Origin of the sequence: Sphingomonas sp. Root720 (genome assembly GCF_001428605.1) — a bacterium.
Taxonomy (GTDB): domain Bacteria; phylum Pseudomonadota; class Alphaproteobacteria; order Sphingomonadales; family Sphingomonadaceae; genus Rhizorhabdus.
Map to the genome: position 1 here is coordinate 109375 of NZ_LMID01000001.1, position 19255 is coordinate 128629.

Genomic DNA, 19255 nt, shown 5'->3' on the forward strand with positions numbered 1-19255 from the left:
GAGCACCCAAGGTCGCCGCCATAGCGTGCCCGAAATCGAAGGAGGTTTCCGGGCAATGGCATATACCACGTCGAAGCTGAAAAGCACCCGCGTCTATCTCGCGATGGGCGACGGCGCCGATCCCGAGGTCTTCTCCGCGCTGTGCGGCATCACGACCAAGGGTTTCCAGCAGACCCGCGCCACCAACGACACGACCGACTGGGACTGCGCCGATCCCGACGCCTCGCCGATCACCATCCGCGACATGGGCGCGAAGGATTGGTCGATGACCGGATCGGGCCTCCTGGCGCGCAGCCTGCTCGCCGACGTGCAGGCCGCATTCGATGCCGGCAACCCGACCAATTTCCGCTTCGTGTTCGATGAACCCGCCTCCGACGAGATCGTGGACGGCTATTATCAGGGCCCGGGCATCATCACCGACTTCAACGTCACCGGCGAGAATGGCCAGTTCGTCCAGATCTCGATCACCATCTCGGGCGCCGACGCGGTGCAGTTCATCTCCGGCAGCTGATCAGGCACGTCATGCAAATCAGCATCCCCCTCCCGTTCGCCGACGGTGAATATGTCTTCGCCCTGCCGATCAAGCAGATCGTGGCGCTCGAAGCCAAGGCGGGCCCGATCGACCTGGTCAAGCACCGGCTGATCAACGGCGGATGGTCGGTGCTCGACGTCGTAGAGACGATCCGCCATGGCCTGATCGGCGGCGGCCGGGGGATGGTCAACAAGGTCGACGTCTCGATCAGCGACCTCAAGGCGAACCTCCTCGTCGACACCTATATCGACGGCAAGCCGCTCGCACCGCACGCGATCACCGCGAAGGCCGTGCTCATGGCGCTCTACGTTGGCTACGAGCCCGTCGAGGGTCAAAAAAAAAGCCCGGTGACGGAGGAGGATCAGGAGAGCTCCAGCGAATCGACTGGGGCCTCGTCCTCCACAACTGCGTCACCATCGGACTGACGCTGGCCGACGCCGAGCGGCTCACCATGCCCGAATATCTGGCGCTCATCCATCACCACGAACTGGCCGCCAGCGCCGACGACGATGGCCCGCCGCCGGACATCGATGAGGTCAACGCCGCGTTCGCCCGCATGGAGCGCGCCGGCATCGCAAGGGTGCACTGATGGTAGACGTCGTAACCGATCGCGTCATCGTCGAGCTCGAGGCGAAGCTCGGCGCCTACAACGCGAACGTCGCCAATGCCGAGCGCAAGTTCGACAGCGCCATGTCCAACATCCAAAAGAGCGCGGGCCGGACCGAGGCGTTCGTGTCGCGCTCGGTCAAGGTCATGGCCGGCGCGCTGGCTGGCATCTCGGCGATCGCCGCCGCGCGGGCATTTCTGGAGATCGCAGACGAGGCGAAGAACCTCGACGCGCAGCTCAAGCTCGCCACCCAGTCGTCGGGCTCGTTCGCGCAGGCGACCGATGACGTTCGCCGCATCGCCGACGATACGCGGAGCGGGCTTGAAGAGACGAGCCGGCTCTACGGCAATTTCCAGCGGAATGCCCGACAGCTCGGCATCACCCAGGATCAGGTAGCCCGGGCCACCGAAACGGTATCGAAGACCTTCAAGATCAGCGGCGCCTCAACCGCGGAAGCATCTGGCGCCACCCGCCAGCTCGTCCAGGCGCTGCAATCCGGCGTGCTGCGCGGTGACGAGTTCAATTCGGTCATGGAAGCGGCGCCCCGTCTGTCGCGCCTGCTTGCCGATAGCCTCGGGGTGCCGGTCGGTCAGCTGCGCAAGATGGCCGAAGCGGGCGAGCTCACGGCGCAGACGCTGACCAAGGCGTTCACCGATACGCGCTTCACGGCGCAGATCGACTCCGAGTTCAAGCAGCTTCCCGTCACCTTCGACCAGGCGATGACCCGCGTCCGGAATGCCGCGGTGATCACGTTCGGCGCGTTCGATCGTGGCGGCGAGTTCTCGACGGCGCTGGCGAACTTCGTGGGCGATGGCGCAGACGGGTTCGCCGACCTCGAGCGCAAGGCGGAAGATTTCGGCATCAGCGTGCGCGGCACCATCGAAGGCCTGGCCGATGCCTTCGAACCGATGTTCGATACGGCCTCCTCGCTTTTCGAAGCGCTGGGCATCAAGTTCAGCGATATCTTCAGTGACGGTCGCGCGCAGATTCGCGACCTGCTGCTGACGATCGACCAGGCTTCGGGATGGCTGGCGAAGCAGGGCGCGCTCGGCGCCGCGGTTACCGGCAATTTCGACAACTACCTGAACGACAAGCCGCGCACCGGGACCGACCTTCTCGGCCGCTTCAATTCCCGCGTCGCCTCCGCCGACATGGAGCGGCAGTTCAACCGACAGATCCGCATCCTTGAGGGTGCGCAGAACCGTGGCGATGGCGGCGGCGGTGGCGGCTCCACGAGCCCGACGGGGAAGCCCAAGAAGGCGAAGAAGTCGCCGCTCGATCCGGATGCGTTCGCGCGCGAGGAGGCGGCCCTCAACGATCAGATCCTTCGCCTCAAGGGCGATGAGGTCGTCGACGCCGAGGCGCGCGCGCAGATCGAGCGCGACCGAATCGAACAGGCGCGCGCCGCAACGGTCGCCGACGTCCAGGGCGAGAAGCGGTACACCGGAGCCCAGAAAGCCATCATCATCGCCCTGGTCGATCAGGCTGCCGCGCTCGAACAGGCCAAGGTCATCCGCGACCGCGACATCCAGCTCGCGAAGGAAGCAGTCGACGCTCGCGTTGCCACGCTCAAGAACGATCAGGACCTGCTCAAGGCGCAGGGCGACATCGCCGGCACGCGCGAGGAGCGCCATGCGATCGAACGCCGTCTGCTGGATCTCGCCTTTGAGGAGGAGCGGGCCTCGCTTGCCGCCATCACCGCGAAGAACGGCTATACTAAGGCGGATGAACAGCGGGCCCGTGACCGTCTCGCGATGCTCGATCGCATTCAGACGGCAGAGCAGCAGGGCATCGACCAGCGCTACGAATCACCATTGCAGCGCTATCGCCGCGACCTGTCGAATCCCGACCGCGCCAACGATGCGGTAGAGGAAGCCGTCATCGGCGAACTGGAATCTGTGCGCGACACCATTTCGTCGGCGGCGCAGAAGGCGCTCGGCATCAAGAACCCCATCCTCGCGGCCATCATCAATTCCTTCATCGAACAGCAGCTGATCGCGCCGTTGCTGAATGCCTTCATGGGGGCAGCCGGTGGTGGCGTCGGCGGTTCCATTATCGGCGCGATCGGGGGTATTTTCGGCTTCGCATCGGGCGGATCGATGATGTTGGGTGGCCGGGGTGGCACGGACCGCAACACGCTGTCGCTCAACGGGCGACCGATCGCGAACGTGAGCCGCGGCGAAAGTCTCAATATCGGATCGAAGACGCTGGGGCGGCCGGGCGGCGGCTCCACGGTCGTGCAGCAGATCACCATTGACGCGCGCAACAGCGTCACCCCCGAGGGTTTTGCGCGCGACATCCTCGAGCTGTCCGGGCAGCAGGCCGTGCAGGCTTCCGGCCAAATGGGCCAGGCCGTCATCAAGGGCGTGCCTTCGCGCATCCTCCAATATCAGCGCGACGGCGTCTGATGACGATCTACCGCGAAAGCGTCGTCGTCCGGATCGATTGCGATCCGCCCGCGCTGCTGTGGTCGGGGCTCGGGCCGCTTGCCGTTCCGGCCGATGCCATCATCCCGGCGCCAGCTATCGCGCTGGGTGGCGGGCAGCTGATCAGCGTTCCGGATTTCCAGCAACTCATCGGCGGGACGGCGGAGCGCCTCGATTTCGTCGTGTCGGGCGTCGACGACGATACGGTCCGGCTCGCCTTGGAAGACGCACCCAGCGTTCGCGGCGCCAGGGTCGATGTCGGCACGGTCCAGTTCGACCAGGACTGGCAGCTCGACGCGATCGAATGGGAGAATGTGTTCGAAGCCCGCTCGCTATCGATCAGCCGGCCCCGGTCGCAGAACGGAAAGACGACGCGCTCGATTACCCTGACGATCGTCCAGGGATCGACCCGCCGGGCGCGCGCCACTCTCGCTTTCTTCACCGACGCCGACCAGCGCCGCCGATCGGCCGACGATGCGATTTTCAGCAACGTCGCCGGCATCACGGCGGGCACGTCGCGTCGTTTCGGGCCGAACGACTGATGGCGGACCTTGGCGAATGGCTTTCCGAACAGGGCGCGCGCCGCCGCGAGCCGGGCATCTGGGACTGCTGCGCCATGCCGGCCGAATGGGCGGTAGCATGTGGCCGCCCTGATCCCATGGCGCGCTGGCGCGGCACCTATGGAACCGATGCCGAAGCCGAGGAGCGCATCACCGAAGCCGGCGGCCTCACGGCTCTCTTCGCCATGGGCATGGAGGATGCCGGCATCCGCGAAGTGAGCGACCCCCAGGCCGGCGATATCGGTGTGATCATGATCGGCGGTGAGGAGGCCGGGGCGGTCTTCACCGGGCGGCGGTGGGCCTTCGTGCCGGGCGGGCGCGGGCTCGCGATAGGTTCCGTCGATCCGGCGTCCATCATTCGGATTTGGAGGCCCTGATGGGTAGGACGGTAGGCGTCATCATCGCGATCGGGGCAGCTGTCGGATTGACCATTCTCAGCGGCGGTCTTGCAACGGCTGCCGCTGCCGGCGCGACCATCGGGGGGACAACGCTCGCTGCCACGAGCGCTCTCGCATTGGCCGCAACCGCTTATGCCGTGCAGGCGACCGCCACGGCTCTTGGCCTCGGACCATCGGCTCCGAAGCCAGACACGACAACAACAACCGTCAAACTCCCCCGACCACCCCGGATCAGCGGCTATGGCATCAGCCGCCTGTACGGCGCGATCATCCTCTACGAGACGGCCTATGACGGCACGGCGATCGACGTGCACGCCGTTCACGACGGCGAGATCGACCAGATCGTGCAGCGTTATCTCGGCGACGACGCGATCACCTTGACCGGGAACGTCGTGAACGAGGGCACCGACGGGCGCTACAAGGACGGTGCGATCAGCTTCTACGAGACGATGGGCGTGTCGCCCGGAACCCCTTTCGCCGCCGTCATAGCCGCTCTCCCGACCATCTGGACCAGCGACCACCGGGGGGATGGCGTCGCCCTGATCGCGCTGCTGTCGTCGCCGGTGAAGTCGAAGAACTTCCTCGACGTCTACCCGAACAACATCCCCTCCCCTTCGATCGCGGCGCAGTGGCAGAAATGTCCCGACCCCTATGCCGAGGATCCGACCGACGAAAGCGGGTGGACCTGGACGTACAATCCGATCCGCCAGCTGATGCATTACAAGCTGGTCCGCGAGGGCGAGGATTTCGCGACCAAGTTCGCGCCGACGATCGCATTCTGGCAGGCTGCGGCCGATATCTGCGAGGAGGCGGTCGACCTCAAGGCCGGCGGCACCGAAGATCGCTACCGGTCCTCCGTCGCCCACAAGCACACCGACGCGCATGCGCAGGTCGTCGCGGGCCTGCTGTCGACCTGCGACGGGTGGATAGCACCGCGCAGCGATGGTGCCCTGATCGTCTACGCCGGGAAATATTACGAACCGACCGTGTCGATCGGGCCCGAGCATATCGTCGCCTATGACTGGCAGGGCGTTGGCGTCGACGACGACCAGGCCGTCAACGAGATAATCTGTTCCTACATATCGGCCGACCATGACTACAACACGGTCGAATGCGACGCATGGCGCGACGAAGAGGATATCGTCGACCGGGGTCAGGTGCTTTCCGACAGCCTCGACCCCCAGGTGCCGTCATGGGGCCAGGTACGGCGCCTCGCCAAGCGCAAGATGTCGCGGGTCAATGCGCTCTACCGCGGCACGGTCACGACCAACGTCGCCGGCCGCATCGTGCGGGGCCAGCGCTTCATCAACCTCGACCTGACCGAGGCGGGGACGACCTTCTATTCGGGCCCGGCAGAGATCACGGCGGTGACGCGCAACATGGCGACCGGCGGCGTCACCTTCACCTGGGCAGCGGCCGATCCGAACATCGATGCGTGGAATGCCGCGACCGAGGAAGGTGAGCCGGCCGCGAAGGGCGACCGCGTCGCGCTTGAGCCGCTCGAGGCCCCGGAGATCACGTCGGCGAGCCCAGCCCTCACCGGGGACGGCCTGTCGGCACAGATCCTTGTCGCGATCGCCGCTCCCGACCGACCCGACCTGACATGGTATGCGCGGTGGAAGAAGTCGACCGACGCGATCTGGAACGAGGCGAGCTATAGCGATATCGACGCGAGCACGAGCGTCGAACTGCTCGTGGGCCTGGTCCCCGTCGATTCGATGGTCAACGTGCAGGCTTCGTTCGGGACCGGCGGCGGGCAGATATCGCCATGGTCGGCGACGGTGACGGTCGACACGACCTATATCACCTGACGAACTGGCGTCCGTAGCCTTCCGGGGGGCCTGCGCAGCATCGTCCGCCCATGCTGGTCTTCCCCACATGGCGCTTCCCGTTCAAGTCGAAGGACTTCGACATCGACCTGTCGACGATCTCCGGCGGGGTGGCGCTCAACGGGTCCGAGGACATGATCGCGACCGACGGCGGCGGCAGCTGGTCGGCCGATCTCGGCAGCGCCGATCTCTACACGCGCGATCGCGTGATGCTGTGGCGGGCCTTCAAGTCGGCGCTGCACGGCGGGATCGATCCGTTCGTCTTCCCGGCCTGCGATGCCCGGCATCAGCCGCGCGCCCCGTCTGTGTTGGTCCCGCATAGCGATGGCAGCCCTTTTTCCGACGCAACGCTCTATTCGGGCGCGGACGGAGCGCTGACGGCCGGCGCCGCGTTGCGCGCGACCCAGATCGCGATCAGCCACAGCCTTGCCGAGCCGCTGATCGGGGGCGAGCGCTTCACCATCGTCCACGCCACGATGAAGGATCGCTGCTACCAGATCGGGCGCATCCTCGCGCAGGATTCTACATCCGCCACCATCCAGTTCCACCCGCCGCTGCGGGAAGCGACCGAGGCGGACACGTCGATCGATTTCACCAATCCCCGCTGCGTCATGCACCTCGACGGAGCGATGCGCGCGCCGCTCGCCGGGCCGCGCTGGGCAACGGGTTCCGTTCGGTTCGTCGAGGATTTTTCAGGGAGTTACGTCTGATGAGCGCCAGCCAGATTCGGGCTGCTGTGGAAGCGGCGTTCCGCGATTTCACCGTGGACGGCGTACCATCCAGCGGCGCGCATGATCCGATCAAGGTCGAGATCCGCTATGCGCTAGGTCAGCTGCTCGAGACGGCCTTGTCGTCGATCAGCTCCGGGCTGCTGCGGTACGCCACCGTTTCGGCCATGGAGGCTGTCACCGACAAGGACGATGGCCAACTCGCCTATGTCTATGCGAACAACGCCGACCCGGCCGACAGCGAAAATGGCGTGTACCAGTGGGACGACGGCGGCAGCGAATGGGTCGTGGCCGACTGGTATTACGCCGCGGTCGTCGCCGCGGTGCAGGCGCAGATCCCGCCCGACGACGTGGTGGTGACCGTCCTGCCGTACAAGGAGCTTCCGCCGAGCGGCTCCAACCTGCTGCGCGTCCACAGCATCAAGCTGTTGCCCTCGATCACGCTGCCGACCGACCCGCTCTACGTCCGCTACCTCTTCCGCGACCATGGTGGCGCTGGCGGCGCCGAGCGGACCCAGTTCATCATCTCCAAGTGGACCGGGTCTGCGGTCGACCTGATCGGTCTCGCGGGGTCCGGCGCCAACGTCAACACCGGCGGTTCTACCGGCCTGGTCGAGATGGACCTGAAAGCCGCCAGCGGCACGGCCTTCGCCGGGGTCGCGAACGACCAGAAAATCGGCACGCTGACGATCGACTTCAAGGACGGTGCCGACTTCACCGCCGGAACGCTCTCGGTAGCGACCAGCGAGCTCGAACCGCTGCGGTTGCAGATGCCGGCGGGTGACCAGGATGCCGTGGAGGAAAAGGTGAGCGATGCACTCGACGATCTGTCGCTGTCGAAGGTCCCCTTTGCCCAGGAGGTGACCGCCATTCCGATCCGGAAGCTGGTCAAGTCGATGTGGCTCTACGGCGCGGACCCGACGCACGACTATGCGATCTCGGTCCTGACGGTCGAGACCTTCACCACGCCATCTACCCGCCTTCGGATCACGGTTCGCGACCTGACGGACGGGGTCGACGTCTGTTCGGTGCTTAAGGGCGTCGCTTCACAGCCCGGCTTCGCCACCTTCGTCGCCACCCTGCCCGACATCGTCAAGGTCATGGGCGACGGCGCGACGCCGAAAACCCGGCTGTATTGCCTGATGGAGTTCGACTGGACCGCGGTGTCCGACTTCTTCAGCTATGGCTCCGCCACGATGGCCGGGGCGGGCATCAGCCCGGAGCGCCTGGTATCGGACGAGATGATCGCGGATTATCTCGACAGCGATCATTGGCACGAGGTGATCCGCGTCGGCGATGGCGAGACCTACGAGACGCTGCGCGACGCCGTGGAAAGCACCTATTCTGCCATCTATGTCGGCTCCGACATCAACGGGGCACCGATCTGCGATCGGGCACATTATCACCACCGCATCCTGATCGACGTGGTCGACGACGCGACCTTCGACGCGACCTTTCTCAAGCTGCCGAGCTTCGTCGATCTGCGCTGCAATGGCATCGACCGGACCCTGATTGTCCGGGAAAACACCGATCCGGATGCGATGATCGAGGCTCACAAGAACCATAAGATCCGGGACTGCACCATCTACAGCGAGACGGCGGGCGAATATTGCATTCACTCGGATGACGCCAATCGTGACGTGCTCGACGGAACCGGGCAGTACATCCGCCTGCGCCAGTCGTTCAAGCGCGTGAAGCTCCAGGGCGCGATCGGCCATAACGGACCGCTGTTCGGATCGGGGATCTCGTCTGGCGAGGAGATCCGGTTCGAGGATTGCATCGGCGAGCATCTCGATCCGACCGCGACGCAGGCGGCCTTCTTCTTCCACAACAATGGCCCTACCAGCACGGCGCCGACGGTGGAGGTCGGGACGAAGCCCGCGCAGGTGACGATGCGCGGGACATCTTCCCCCGACCAGCTCGGGGTGATCCTTCAAACGATCGATCCATCGGCGATATGCTCCCTGACCTTGATCGGTTGCGAGTTCCGGCTGATCCGGCTCGACATCGCGACCGGCGGCGAGGTGCGCACCGATCTTGTGTCCGACCGCAACGCCTGGCGGATCGGCGGGCGTCATGACGGAGCGTTCCAGATGTTCGACCCGGTCGGCGCGACCGTGCTCAAGACGACGGCGGGCGAGGAGCCGAGCGGCGATGCGGCAGCGCTGATCTTCGGCGCGGTCGACGAACTCGGCCGGGGCGAGAAGTGGATCGGCGACGGCGATTTCACCTTGGGCAAGCGCCTGGGGGATTGCTCGTCGGTCACGAAGACGCTGACAATCGACGGGCAGGACTGCGTTTTCTCGACTGACCTGACCAACGCCAGCAACGCGACGATCGTCTCGGCGATCAACGCAGCGATCACGAGCAACCCCGTGTCGATCGTCGATATCGCGCTGGAATGGGTTCCCGACGCCGCGCCGAAACGGCGGGTGCGCAACAGTAGCGGCGCGACGATCGCCAAGGGCCGGTTCGTGCGGTTCAGCGGGGCATCGACCATCGTCGCCTGTGCGGCCGGCGAGCGCCCTGATGGCTGGACGCACCGCGACATGCTGGACGGCAGCGACGGCTATGTGATCCTGACGAAGCGCGTGCATCAGGATTATATCCCCGGCGCATCGGCCGGCACGGGCGAATGGGGCGTCAGTGCCGGCGGCGTGATCGATTACGCCGCCGCGACCAAGCTGGGCAGGACCATGGGAAGCATCGTCACCGTCTATTGATGTCGGCGCGGATCAGCAGTTACCCGAAGTCGACACGGGCGAAACGACCTCCTATCAGTGCATGATGCAGGGTCGACATCAGCGCACAGGCGCTCCGGATCGCTTCGTCGTTCTGGATAGCTTCCGGGGATTGTTCGCCTGCATCGTGGCTCTGTTCCACCTGGGGACGACATCGTACATCGGCAGCCTGTCCATCATTAAGAATGGCTGGCTTTTCGTCGATTTCTTCTTCGTTTTGAGCGGTTTCGTGATTGCCGCCGGCTACGGCAGTCGCCTCCGCGAAGGATATCCCCCGAGCCACTTCCTGCTGCTTCGGCTTGGTCGCATCTACCCTCTCCATATCGTGGTGCTGGCCGCGTTCGTCGCCCTCGAATGTCTCGCGTTGATCGTCCCCAGCCTCGTCGGGGCGCGGCATGCGTTCACCGGCGTTCGGACGCCCGGCACCATCATCTCGAATATCTTTCTGATGCAGCCTTTCGCCGATGGATTGAGCTGGAACCAGCCGAGCTGGAGCATAGCGACGGAGTTCTGGACCTATGTCGCGTTCGCGCTGATCTGCTGCTTTGCCGCGCGCTGGTACGCCCTTATATTCGTCGCGATCATCATCATCGCTCCGATCTCGCTCGCCCTCGAGCCTCGCCACCTGTTCCAGATCGTGGGCTGGCAGGCGCAGGTTCGGTGCCTGTATGGATTCGCCGCAGGCTGCCTGGGCTATCTGATATTCCAGCATGTCCGCGTCCCGCGCGGAGCGCTTGCGACCCTCCTGGAAACGGCGATGGTGATCGGGATCGTGGCGTTCGTCTCTCTCGCTGGTGATGGAGCATGGAGCTTGGCAGCACAGCCCATATTCCTCGGCGCCGTGCTGATCTTCGCCCATCAAGGCGGCGCCGTCAGCGCGTTGCTGCTCAAGCCGGCCTTTCGGACCATCGGGCTGCTTTCCTACTCGATCTACATGATCCATATCTTCGTCGAAGCTCGCTTTCTGGACGTGCTGATCTTCATCCAGCGACCGCTTGGAATGGAGCTTGTCAGCGTGGAGCGGACGGCGACGTCGGCGACCAAGATGCTGGTTGGACCGGGGGTCGTGGGAGAAATCAGCGTGCTCCTGACCCTGGCTGCCATCATCGCCTGTGCGGCGATCAGCTATCGCTACATCGAGAAACCTTGTCGCGATTGGTCGCGGCGGTTCGTTGCCCATCTCCAGCGCGGCCGCACCAATAATCGCGTGTCCGCTGCCGTGCGTGTTGAGCGGCGGCGGAAACCTTAAGCGCCCCCATTCTGGTCCCCACTGGCGTCCGTAGCCCGCCCACTCCTCAAGGGTAGTTTGACGGCGGTAATCGGAATGGGCGCAGCGTCATAGCGTCCTGGGAAATCCTCGGGGATCGCCATGCTCAACAATTGCCATCACACCTCAGGCTGGGCCGCATGAATGCCGGCACTCTCTCTCTCGGGCGGCCGCCGGTGAGCCCCTGGCTGGAAACCGCCTTCATCAAATATGGCTGGATCTGGATCGGCCTGTCGTTCGGGCTGGCGGCGAAATATGCGCTGCTGATCAAGCGCGGCGTTCCGATCCGGGGGCCGCTGGTCGTGGCCGACCTGCTGTTGCTGCCGATGGTCGCGCTGATCGCCTATTCGATCACGTCGCGGCTCGGCGCCAATGGCGAGGCCGCCGCGCTGTTGAGCGCGCTCGCGACCGTCGGCGCCGATCGCCTGGTCAAGCTCTACACCGAGCGGTTCCTCGACCGGGTGGATTCCGAGCTGCAAGCGATCGCCGCCCGCCAGCGCGCTGACATCCGCAACGAGGTCCAGGCCGAAATGTCGGCGCATGAAGTGATCGCCGACCAGATCACGGGCAAGGCGCCGGTTGACTATCACGCGCTGCGGCGTCCGCCGGTCGATCTCGGGAAGCCCGGCGCATGATCGATTGGAAGCCCGTCCAGCGCAACGTCGGGGTCACGGTCGATGGGATCGGCGGACCGAACACGATGCGCGCCCTGCTGCGCCGCGTGTCGGCGCTGGCCGGCGCCACGCCCGATCAGAGCGTCATCAACTCGCTCGCGACCTCGTCCCTCGTCCATCTCCCGGCATATGGCGTGACGGACAGTCGCGAGCGTATGGCATGGCTGTTCGCCGAGACCGCGAACGAGACCGGCGGCTATCAGCGCTTCGAGGAAAACCTCAACTATTCCGCCGAGGCGCTCGTCCGCACCTGGCCGAGCCGCTTCACGGCCGCCAGCGCCCCTGCCTATGCCCGCAAGCCGGAACTGATCGCCAACAAGGTCTATGGCGGCCGGATGGGCAACGACCAGCCCGGCGACGGGTGGGCCTACCGCGGCCGGGGGATGCTGCAGCTCACGGGCAAGGCCAATTACCTGCTGTTCGACAAGCGCCTGGGCATCGGGCTCGACACGCATCCCGAGATCGCCGCGGTGCCGGCCCTGTCCCTCCTGATCGCCTGCGAGTTCTACCGCGCCAACGGCGTCGTCGCGAAGATCGATGCGGGCGACCTGGCGGGCGCGCGGCGGATCACGAACGGCGGGTCGATCGGGCTCGACCATGTGAAGGCGCTCTTCACGAAGATCATGGGCCTGCTATCATGAAGTCGACCATCCCCCATCTCCGCATCGTCGTGGCGGTCTCCGCGTTCGTGCTGGCCTGCTTCGCGGCGGTCAGCTTCCATGTGCTGGTCTTTTCGACCGATGACGTCACCAAGGGCAACATCATCGGCACGTGGCAGAACTTCGCCCTCCTCGCCGTCGGCTTCTGGCTCGGATCGAGTTCGGGCGGAAAGGCGAAGGATGATCCCGCCGGCACGGTCGCCGACCCCGTCAATGTAAAGGACGTAGACGCATGAAGCGCATGATCATCATCGCCGCGCTGGCGCTGGCCGCCTGCACGCCGCACCCCGCCGCCCCCGGCGACACGCCGGTCCAGCAGGTCGTCGACACCGTCGTCATCGAAGGCACCCGCGCCCTGATCCTCGCCGAGCTCGGCTATGAGAGCGCCGCCAACGTCGCGCTCGAGCTGATAAATGCCGGCGTGATCAAGGGCGAGGCCGCGGCCAGGGTGCAGGCCGCGAACGCCACGATCACCGGCTTGCTCGTCAAGGCGAAGGCCACGACCGACGCCGCCGCGCGCGCCGCGCTGGTCGCCCGCGCGCTGGACGAGACGTTCAAGCTCCAGACCCTGACGATGGGAGCCCGGCCATGAACTTCGACGACCTGCTTAGCTTGGCGCAGAGTGCCGCCAAGATCGTCACCGCCTCGGGCCTCATCCCCGGAGCCGCGCCGATCGTCGATGCCGTGAACGAGATCGTCGACGTCGTCCGGCGGAATGTCGAGCAAGGCAAGGACGTGCTGGCGGCCGATCAGATCGAACAGTTGAACACCATTCTCGATCAGGTGCACGCGCGGGTGCTGTCGGTGTCCGACCGGCTCGACAAGGCGGCTGAAGCAGCCAGTAAGCGCTAAGCAGCGATGATCCCCATCGATCCCGTCTATCGCCGCGCGCGCTGGCTGTGCGGTACGTCCATGAGCCTGAGGCTTGCCATGGACCTGTGGCAGGGCGGCGCGGCGGCGTTTGGGCCCTCCTACGACTATTATGTCGACGGGGTGAATGGCAGCGATTCGAACGACGGGACGTCATTGGCGCAGGCGTGGAAATCGCTGAAGAAGATCGGCGCCATCTCACTTCCGGCGGCAGCTGTCCGGAGCGTGTTGGTGAAGGCCGGCACCCCCTACGACACGGCAGACGACTGGGTGGAGCGCAGCAACACTACCGCCGGCGGCAATGTCGGCGCTGGATCCATTCTCGATATAACGTTCGAGCCTGGCTGCGTCATGGACGGCTCCGTCGCCAACACCTCCGCCGCGGCCAACGCCTTTGAGTTCGCCAGCACCGACGAAGCGACGACAAGGATTTTCGGCAACGGCCTGACGATCCAGCATTACAACTACGATGTCGGTGGCGCCTCGCCGAACGGGATCGGCAATCGGGGCAAGAGCATCGTCCGCGCCTATGACGTGCATGTGGTCGACTGCGTCGATGGCTATTCCGCGCATGGCAATGCCAAGATGTTCGTCGACCGCGTCACGGCCTCAGGCTGCGCTAAGTCAGCGTACGGACACGTCGAGAACGCGCACTTCGAGGCGCGGCGCAGCACCTTCACCGCCAAGGCCGGGGCCATCCTGGGCATCGGCGCGGTGGCGAGCGCGACGTCGACCGCGATCGTCGAGGACTGCATTCTCATCCCCGCGACGAGTGGTCAGACCCTCGGCGTGGACGGCACGGTCTTTACCCGCTGCCAGATCGGCACGCCTTCGCTCGGGGTCACGCTGACGAGCGGCTATGGCGTCGGCGGCACGATCAATCAGAGTTTCGTCAACGCCTACATAGACGGCCACCAGAAGGCCACGCTCTACCAGTGCTACGGAAAGTTCTCGACCCGCGTGCGGAGCGGGGGCGCCGTGCATGTGACCCGCTCCGTCATATCGGGGCCGGCGACGGGCGCGCCGGTGGCCTCCATCATCTTCTCCAATTTCTCCGGCGGATCCTCCAAGCTGATCTTCAACGACAACATCGTCGAGACGGCCACCGCCGCCGCTTTTATGGACGTCAATTCCACGGCTGCCGCAGCCCTTGTCTCCGCAGCGAGCGAGATCCACAACAACGTCCTGTCGGGCTCGGCGGCCTTCGATGCTGATCTCATCACGGCCGACAGCGGCAACACGGTCCGCACCGGCAGTTTCCGAGCCGATGCACTGATCGGCGCCGCGAACACGCTCGACCCGGACGATTACGGCTACGGGCCAGGGTCGCCGGCGATCGGGGCAGCGACGGATGGCGGCAACTGCGGCTTCGCGATCGGCGCTGTCCCGCCCGTCGCGGAAGCAGCGTAGGGCGCGGCGTCAACGTCAGCCCACGCGACCACCCCGAGCAACTGCCCGCCCGTCACGACCTCGCACCATTCCCCGCTGCGCGCGAAGAACCGGGCGAGATACTCCCGACCAGAGCTCGTCTTGATCCGCATCTCGCGCCCGTCGCGCCGATCGGGAGGGATGGTCTCGATAGGCCGGAACTCGCTCAAGGCTTGCCCGGCGGCGGCGTATCCCGCGCGTCCTCGAAAAGCTTCCGCGTGCCGGCGTAGGGAGGATAGGGCTCGTCCTCGCCCCACCGGCCCGGCCGCGACGCGAAGTTGCCCATGGACCGGTGCGCTTCCCTCACGTCGTCGGGGCGGACGATCAGCGCGCCATGCTTCTCCAGCCACCGCTTGAGATAGGCGAAGTGGGCGGGCTCCATCATATATTGGAGGTCGTCGAGGTGGAGGCGGTGCATCGGAACGAATGTTGAACATCGCGTGCGAGTCGGTCAATCCGCCTCCGCCGCCGCCATGATATCGAAGTCCCACCCGCGATGGCGCCAGACGTAGAGCCCCGCGCGCCGCGGCTCACCGGGCTCATACCCGCACCGGAAGCGCAGCCAGACCATCGCGTTCGGGTCCTTGGGGCGGTCGCTGGTACCGGGGTTCGGGCGCCAGTTACGGTCGGTGGTCAAAGGTGAACGGCCTCATCGCGCAGCATCTCGGCGACGCGCTTCAAATAGGCGAGGTGCGCGCCGTCGCGTCCGTCGGGGATCAGCCTCTCGATCATCCGGGCAGCAACGAGATGCGGCGGCGAAGCAAAGCAGTCGCCATCGCGCATGCACCGGCCATTGTGCGAGCAATCGGGCCCGAACCCCTCACAGGCCAGCATCGCAGATCCGAACCTCGCTGGATCGGCGTCATGACGCAGATCGCGCTCGCTAACCCTCACCGCGCCCTCTCCCGCCGCGCCGGCCGATACGGGAACAGCGCGAGCTGGAACCCCTCCGCCGGATAGCGCGCGTCCAGCAGCAGGCAGACCGGGCAGCGGCAGCGCAGGAGCTCGAACCGGTCGGCCTGGATGACGATGGCGGGGGCGGGGTTCATGCAGAGCGCCACATGATCGGCTGCTGATCGCGGGCAATTCGGTGCCTCCCCCGCGCCATCGGGTGGATCGGCGCACCGGATTTCGTCGTTCCCCAACACCACAGGTCCGGATACGGCTCAACGCCGGTCGCGATCTGCTCAACGACATGGTCGACCCAAAAGTCGTCCCACGCGATGTTGCCCCAGCAGACGAACACCTGATCGGCGGCCTTGGCGAGCGCGACGATATGTTCGACGTTCGCCAGCAGTGCGTCGCGATCGTGCCACTCGCCGCTGAACGCCGCCTCGACGCGCCGCCGACATTCGCGCGGGTGTGGAGACACGAAGGGGTAGAGGTTCGCAGCGTCGTAGGCGCCGAAGCCGAAAAGCTGAAACCAAGCGTTCCACCACAGCGAAGTCGGGTCGTCTCGGTCGACGCCCGCATCCGATGGGTTGCAACCGATGACCAGCGCGCGCGGTCCCGGCCCCCACTTGCGGGAAAGGATGCGGCGGATGGTCGGGGTAACGAATTCGGCGCTGCGGAGCATCACCGGCGCGCCGAAGAGATCGAGGGGCTCCGTCATGCGAACATATCCCACTGCACGGGCCGCGCGTCGATCGCAGCCGCCCTCCGCCGGGCATTCGCCGCCCATATCCGGAGCGTCGCCGCAAAGGCCGGACTGCGAGCCCGGCGGGCCCGTGCCTCGCGGAGATAGACCCGCGCGCAATGAAGGTTGATCTCGCGCTCCTCGGCCGGCGTGGCGGGGCGCTCGACGACGGAGCCGCTGGCGGTGATGGTGAAGCGGGCGGTCATAACGCCCACGCCGCCTGATCGGTGTCGACCGCCAGCGCCACGCGCAGCGGCGCGACCCAGATTGCCTTGCTCGACAGGGTGAAGGTCTCGCCCATCTCGGCCAGCAGCAGGGCCTCGCCGATCACGCCCGCCATCTCGGCCGCGCTGTCGCTGGGCACGGCATTGCCCACCCATTCGCGGATCTCGGCGTCGCTCTTGCTCTCGAGGCCGAAGGGCATGCGCGCGTGCCAAGCCCCCTCCTCGTCCCGGTAGAAGATCTCCTCGGGGTCGACGATCGACTGCAGGGCGGTTAGGTCGAGCGTGGTGAAGGGCCGATGCCAGGTGCCGTCCTGGGCGATAATGCGCGCGACGAGGCGATCATCGGGCGCGGGTAGAGCGGCGAGCGGCTCGGCCGGGCCCTCGCGCGGGTCGGCGACGGACCACGGGCCGTTGTTGTTCTTGGCGAAGGCAGGAACCGCGTTCGATGAGGCATCCCAGGGGGTGACGCCATAGTGGCCTTGGGTCGCATATCCTTCGCGCCCTTGGGCGTTGAGACAGACCGGGCGGGGATCAGCTACCGACAGGGCGCCGCCAGCCACATGCTTTGCGCCGGTCACCGCCTTGGCCGGCGCCTCATAGGGCGCCACGGCGAGGATGTTTTGGTGCGTCCCTGCCGGATAGCCCGGACGCGGATCCGCCACAGCCGACGCACCATTCTCCCGCCCGGCGATCACCGCGCGGCTCGGCTCGTCCCAATCTTCGATCCGATGCTTGCCGTGGAGCTTCGATGGATCGGGCCCTCCGCGAGGATCTGCGACAGCGAACGCCCCGTCGCCCGTCGTGCTGGCGGCGATGACCGCCCTGCTCTGCCCCTCCCACGGCGTGATCTTGTATTTGGTGGTGGTGTAGTCCTTGTCGCCCATCCGAGGGTCGGCTACGCACGCTCCACCCGCCGGGGCGCCAGGACCCGAAACCGCGACGGTCGGCTGATCGAACGGGATCACGCGGAAGACGTTGTTGAACGCGGGCTTCCCGAGCTTGCGGGGGTCGGCAACGGAATAGGGCCCTTGCCCTGCGTCCATCTTCCCCTTCACGACGCTCGACGGCCTATCCCACGGCCGGACGCCGAGTTGCACGCTCTTCGGATGACCGTCGACGCGGGGGTCGGCAACGGCGAACTTCCCATTGGTCGGCAGGCTCTCACCCGCCACGGTGCCGGCAGGCTCCTCGTATGGCAGCACGCCGAGCCCGCCCGACCGCATGTCGTTGGTGCGCGGGTCGGCCACGCTGTGCGCGCCGTTGGTCGCGCCGCTGCGCCCGGGAACGACGCCGGTCGGCTCTTCCCACCGCCTGACGCCGAGGACATCGGCCTGCCAGTTCGGATCATGGGGACGCGGATCGGCGACGCTATGGCGACCATGCAGCGGCGACCGCTGGTTGCCGACGATGGTCCCGGCTGTCTCGTCCCAGCCCATGACGCCGAGCACGCCATCACGATGCGCCCGCTCGGGCATGATGCCGAAGTCGCGCAGCACGCCGTCGACCACGGCCAACTCGTTGAGCGCGCGCCAGTCGCGGCCGGCAGGCACGAGCGCCAGGCGGACCCAGGTCTTCCACTGGAGCATCGGCACGCGGTGCATGATGCCGGCGACCGGATCGCCCGGCAGCGGCAGCTTGCCGATGACCTCGCCAACGCCGCGAAGGCGCTTCTTCTCCGGCTCGTAGATGAAGTTCGGGATCATGTCGCGACGGCGGGCGATCAGCAGCATGCGCTTGCGGCTCTGCGCCAGGCCGCCGAGCTCGCCGCAATCGTGGACGGTCTCGGCGACGTTGTAGAAGCCACCGCGCAGGACCGCGCAGATCTGGTCGAGGAAGCCGCGCCCACGGGTCAGGATCCTGGGCACGTTCTCGAACAGGATGCAGGGGATCGGGTCGTCCTTGAACGCCTCGATCAGCAGCATGACGCCGCGAAGGGTGAGCCCATTCAGCGCCTGATATTTGTCGGTGCCCGACTGCTTCTGCGACAACAGGCCCGAGAAGCCCTTGCACGGCGCCGAGAGGAAGACGACGTCGGGGCGCTTGCCGTCTGCGCCGGTCAGGGCTTTCCGGACATCGGCCGGGGTTGCCTCGCGCCAGCCGGCCGGCGGCTCATGACCGTGGAAGGCGATGTATTGCTCGCGCGAGAAGAGATCAAGGACCGTGCCGCGCGTGCCGGTGAGCTTGTCGAAGGCTCGGATCGCGCCCGCGTCAACGTCGATGCCGCCGGTGCAGACGAAGCGGGCGGTGACGTTGCCGACGCGGGCCTTCGCCATGTTGAAGCCCTTGGCGCCGGCGCCGATGCCGCAGAACATATGGGCGTGGCGGATCGTGCGGACGCGCGGGTCGGATGAGGGGTGCAGCAGCATCAGCGCGCGCCCTTCGACCAAGGCGCGCAGGGGCAGCTTTCCATCAGCACCGTGCCCTTGCAGGCCTCTGCGGGGTCGATATCCAGGATGCTCAGGGTCGAGCCTGTCTCGACGGGGATCGGCTGGTGCTTCACTGCACCCCCGAACCGGAGACCCAACGGCGGGCGCTCGACGGGTGCGGTAAAACTGCGGTAAACCTCGTCCGACCGGCCTGCCTGTTCCCCAAGCGTTCCGGGATTTTCGGTGGCGCCGTCCTCGAAAGTGCCCGGAATTGCTGCACTTCCGAAGCTTCCCAAGCTTACGACGAGGG

24 protein-coding genes are annotated in these 19255 nt (G+C 66.1%); 16 read left to right on the top strand and 8 right to left on the bottom strand.

The genetic code is table 11. The features are described from left to right. The first annotated feature begins 55 nt into the window (after nt 1-55). From ASE22_RS00540 to ASE22_RS00610, 16 genes are all read left to right on the top strand, one after another. The gene (locus ASE22_RS00540; RefSeq protein WP_056353516.1) at nt 56-511 is read left to right on the top strand and encodes a phage tail tube protein; all 456 of its coding nucleotides are present in this window, start codon (nt 56-58) and stop codon (nt 509-511) included. An 11-nt stretch (nt 512-522) separates the two neighbouring features. Next, nucleotides 523-957: a gene transfer agent family protein gene (locus tag ASE22_RS00545; RefSeq protein ID WP_056353519.1), complete on the top strand. Its 435-nt coding sequence runs from the start codon at nt 523-525 to the stop codon at nt 955-957. A gap of 26 nt (nt 958-983) precedes the next feature. Further along, nucleotides 984-1121, top strand: coding sequence for a hypothetical protein (locus tag ASE22_RS26525; protein ID WP_156397426.1), 138 nt, complete (start codon nt 984-986; stop codon nt 1119-1121). A 164-nt stretch (nt 1122-1285) separates the two neighbouring features. Next, nucleotides 1286-3547, top strand: a complete 2262-nt coding sequence (locus ASE22_RS00550) for a tape measure protein (protein ID WP_162248274.1) — start codon at nt 1286-1288, stop codon at nt 3545-3547. After that, entirely contained in the window at nt 3547-4107 is a 561-nt protein-coding gene (locus ASE22_RS00555; RefSeq protein ID WP_056353525.1) for a hypothetical protein, read from the top strand. The genes ASE22_RS00550 and ASE22_RS00555 overlap by 1 nt, the downstream gene beginning before the upstream one ends. After that, a complete protein-coding gene (locus ASE22_RS00560) occupies nt 4107-4502 on the top strand; it encodes a DUF6950 family protein (protein WP_056353530.1) in 396 nt (131 codons plus the stop codon). The genes ASE22_RS00555 and ASE22_RS00560 overlap by 1 nt, the downstream gene beginning before the upstream one ends. Then, complete coding sequence (locus ASE22_RS00565; RefSeq protein ID WP_082545746.1) at nt 4502-6334, top strand: hypothetical protein; 1833 nt, start codon at nt 4502-4504, stop codon at nt 6332-6334. The genes ASE22_RS00560 and ASE22_RS00565 overlap by 1 nt, the downstream gene beginning before the upstream one ends. 50 nt (nt 6335-6384) lie before the next feature. Further along, the gene (locus ASE22_RS00570) at nt 6385-7062 is read left to right on the top strand and encodes a hypothetical protein (protein ID WP_056353536.1); all 678 of its coding nucleotides are present in this window, start codon (nt 6385-6387) and stop codon (nt 7060-7062) included. Next, a complete protein-coding gene (locus tag ASE22_RS00575) occupies nt 7062-9803 on the top strand; it encodes a hypothetical protein (protein ID WP_056353539.1) in 2742 nt (913 codons plus the stop codon). The genes ASE22_RS00570 and ASE22_RS00575 overlap by 1 nt, the downstream gene beginning before the upstream one ends. A gap of 61 nt (nt 9804-9864) precedes the next feature. Then, the gene (locus ASE22_RS00580) at nt 9865-11070 is read left to right on the top strand and encodes an acyltransferase family protein (protein WP_056601362.1); all 1206 of its coding nucleotides are present in this window, start codon (nt 9865-9867) and stop codon (nt 11068-11070) included. A gap of 194 nt (nt 11071-11264) precedes the next feature. Further along, nucleotides 11265-11723 carry a hypothetical protein gene (locus tag ASE22_RS00585; protein ID WP_235536190.1) on the top strand — a complete coding sequence of 153 codons (459 nt, stop codon included), beginning with the start codon at nt 11265-11267 and terminating at the stop codon, nt 11721-11723. Then, the gene (locus ASE22_RS00590; RefSeq protein ID WP_056353549.1) at nt 11720-12403 is read left to right on the top strand and encodes a glycoside hydrolase family 19 protein; all 684 of its coding nucleotides are present in this window, start codon (nt 11720-11722) and stop codon (nt 12401-12403) included. Before ASE22_RS00585 ends, ASE22_RS00590 begins: the two co-directional genes overlap by 4 nt. After that, nucleotides 12400-12657: a hypothetical protein gene (locus tag ASE22_RS00595; RefSeq protein WP_056353552.1), complete on the top strand. Its 258-nt coding sequence runs from the start codon at nt 12400-12402 to the stop codon at nt 12655-12657. The genes ASE22_RS00590 and ASE22_RS00595 overlap by 4 nt, the downstream gene beginning before the upstream one ends. After that, complete coding sequence (locus ASE22_RS00600) at nt 12654-13013, top strand: hypothetical protein (protein ID WP_056353555.1); 360 nt, start codon at nt 12654-12656, stop codon at nt 13011-13013. Before ASE22_RS00595 ends, ASE22_RS00600 begins: the two co-directional genes overlap by 4 nt. Beyond that, nucleotides 13010-13273: a hypothetical protein gene (locus ASE22_RS00605; protein ID WP_056353558.1), complete on the top strand. Its 264-nt coding sequence runs from the start codon at nt 13010-13012 to the stop codon at nt 13271-13273. Before ASE22_RS00600 ends, ASE22_RS00605 begins: the two co-directional genes overlap by 4 nt. Before the next feature lie 6 nt (nt 13274-13279). Further along, on the top strand, nt 13280-14701 hold the full coding sequence (locus tag ASE22_RS00610) for a hypothetical protein (protein ID WP_056353562.1): 1422 nt from the start codon (nt 13280-13282) through the stop codon (nt 14699-14701). 184 nt (nt 14702-14885) lie between these two features. On the opposite strand, the gene ASE22_RS00615 is transcribed toward ASE22_RS00610, so the two are convergent. From ASE22_RS00615 to ASE22_RS27835, 8 genes are all read right to left on the bottom strand, one after another. After that, nucleotides 14886-15137 carry a hypothetical protein gene (locus ASE22_RS00615; protein ID WP_056353565.1) on the bottom strand — a complete coding sequence of 84 codons (252 nt, stop codon included), beginning with the start codon at nt 15135-15137 and terminating at the stop codon, nt 14886-14888. Nucleotides 15138-15170: 33 nt separating this feature from the next. Then, nucleotides 15171-15356 (bottom strand): hypothetical protein, encoded by a 186-nt coding sequence (locus ASE22_RS00620; protein WP_056353568.1) that lies wholly within the window; start codon nt 15354-15356, stop codon nt 15171-15173. Further along, nucleotides 15353-15502 carry a hypothetical protein gene (locus tag ASE22_RS26530; protein WP_156397427.1) on the bottom strand — a complete coding sequence of 50 codons (150 nt, stop codon included), beginning with the start codon at nt 15500-15502 and terminating at the stop codon, nt 15353-15355. The genes ASE22_RS00620 and ASE22_RS26530 overlap by 4 nt, the downstream gene beginning before the upstream one ends. 107 nt (nt 15503-15609) lie before the next feature. After that, entirely contained in the window at nt 15610-15768 is a 159-nt protein-coding gene (locus tag ASE22_RS26535; RefSeq protein ID WP_156397428.1) for a hypothetical protein, read from the bottom strand. Then, a complete protein-coding gene (locus ASE22_RS00625; RefSeq protein WP_056353572.1) occupies nt 15765-16331 on the bottom strand; it encodes a DUF1643 domain-containing protein in 567 nt (188 codons plus the stop codon). The genes ASE22_RS26535 and ASE22_RS00625 overlap by 4 nt, the downstream gene beginning before the upstream one ends. Continuing rightward, on the bottom strand, nt 16328-16561 hold the full coding sequence (locus ASE22_RS00630; RefSeq protein ID WP_056353575.1) for a hypothetical protein: 234 nt from the start codon (nt 16559-16561) through the stop codon (nt 16328-16330). The genes ASE22_RS00625 and ASE22_RS00630 overlap by 4 nt, the downstream gene beginning before the upstream one ends. Next, complete coding sequence (locus tag ASE22_RS00635; protein ID WP_056356153.1) at nt 16558-18945, bottom strand: DNA cytosine methyltransferase; 2388 nt, start codon at nt 18943-18945, stop codon at nt 16558-16560. Before ASE22_RS00635 ends, ASE22_RS00630 begins: the two co-directional genes overlap by 4 nt. Further along, nucleotides 18945-19079, bottom strand: a complete 135-nt coding sequence (locus ASE22_RS27835; RefSeq protein WP_268801321.1) for a hypothetical protein — start codon at nt 19077-19079, stop codon at nt 18945-18947. The genes ASE22_RS00635 and ASE22_RS27835 overlap by 1 nt, the downstream gene beginning before the upstream one ends. Nucleotides 19080-19255 lie beyond the last annotated feature (176 nt).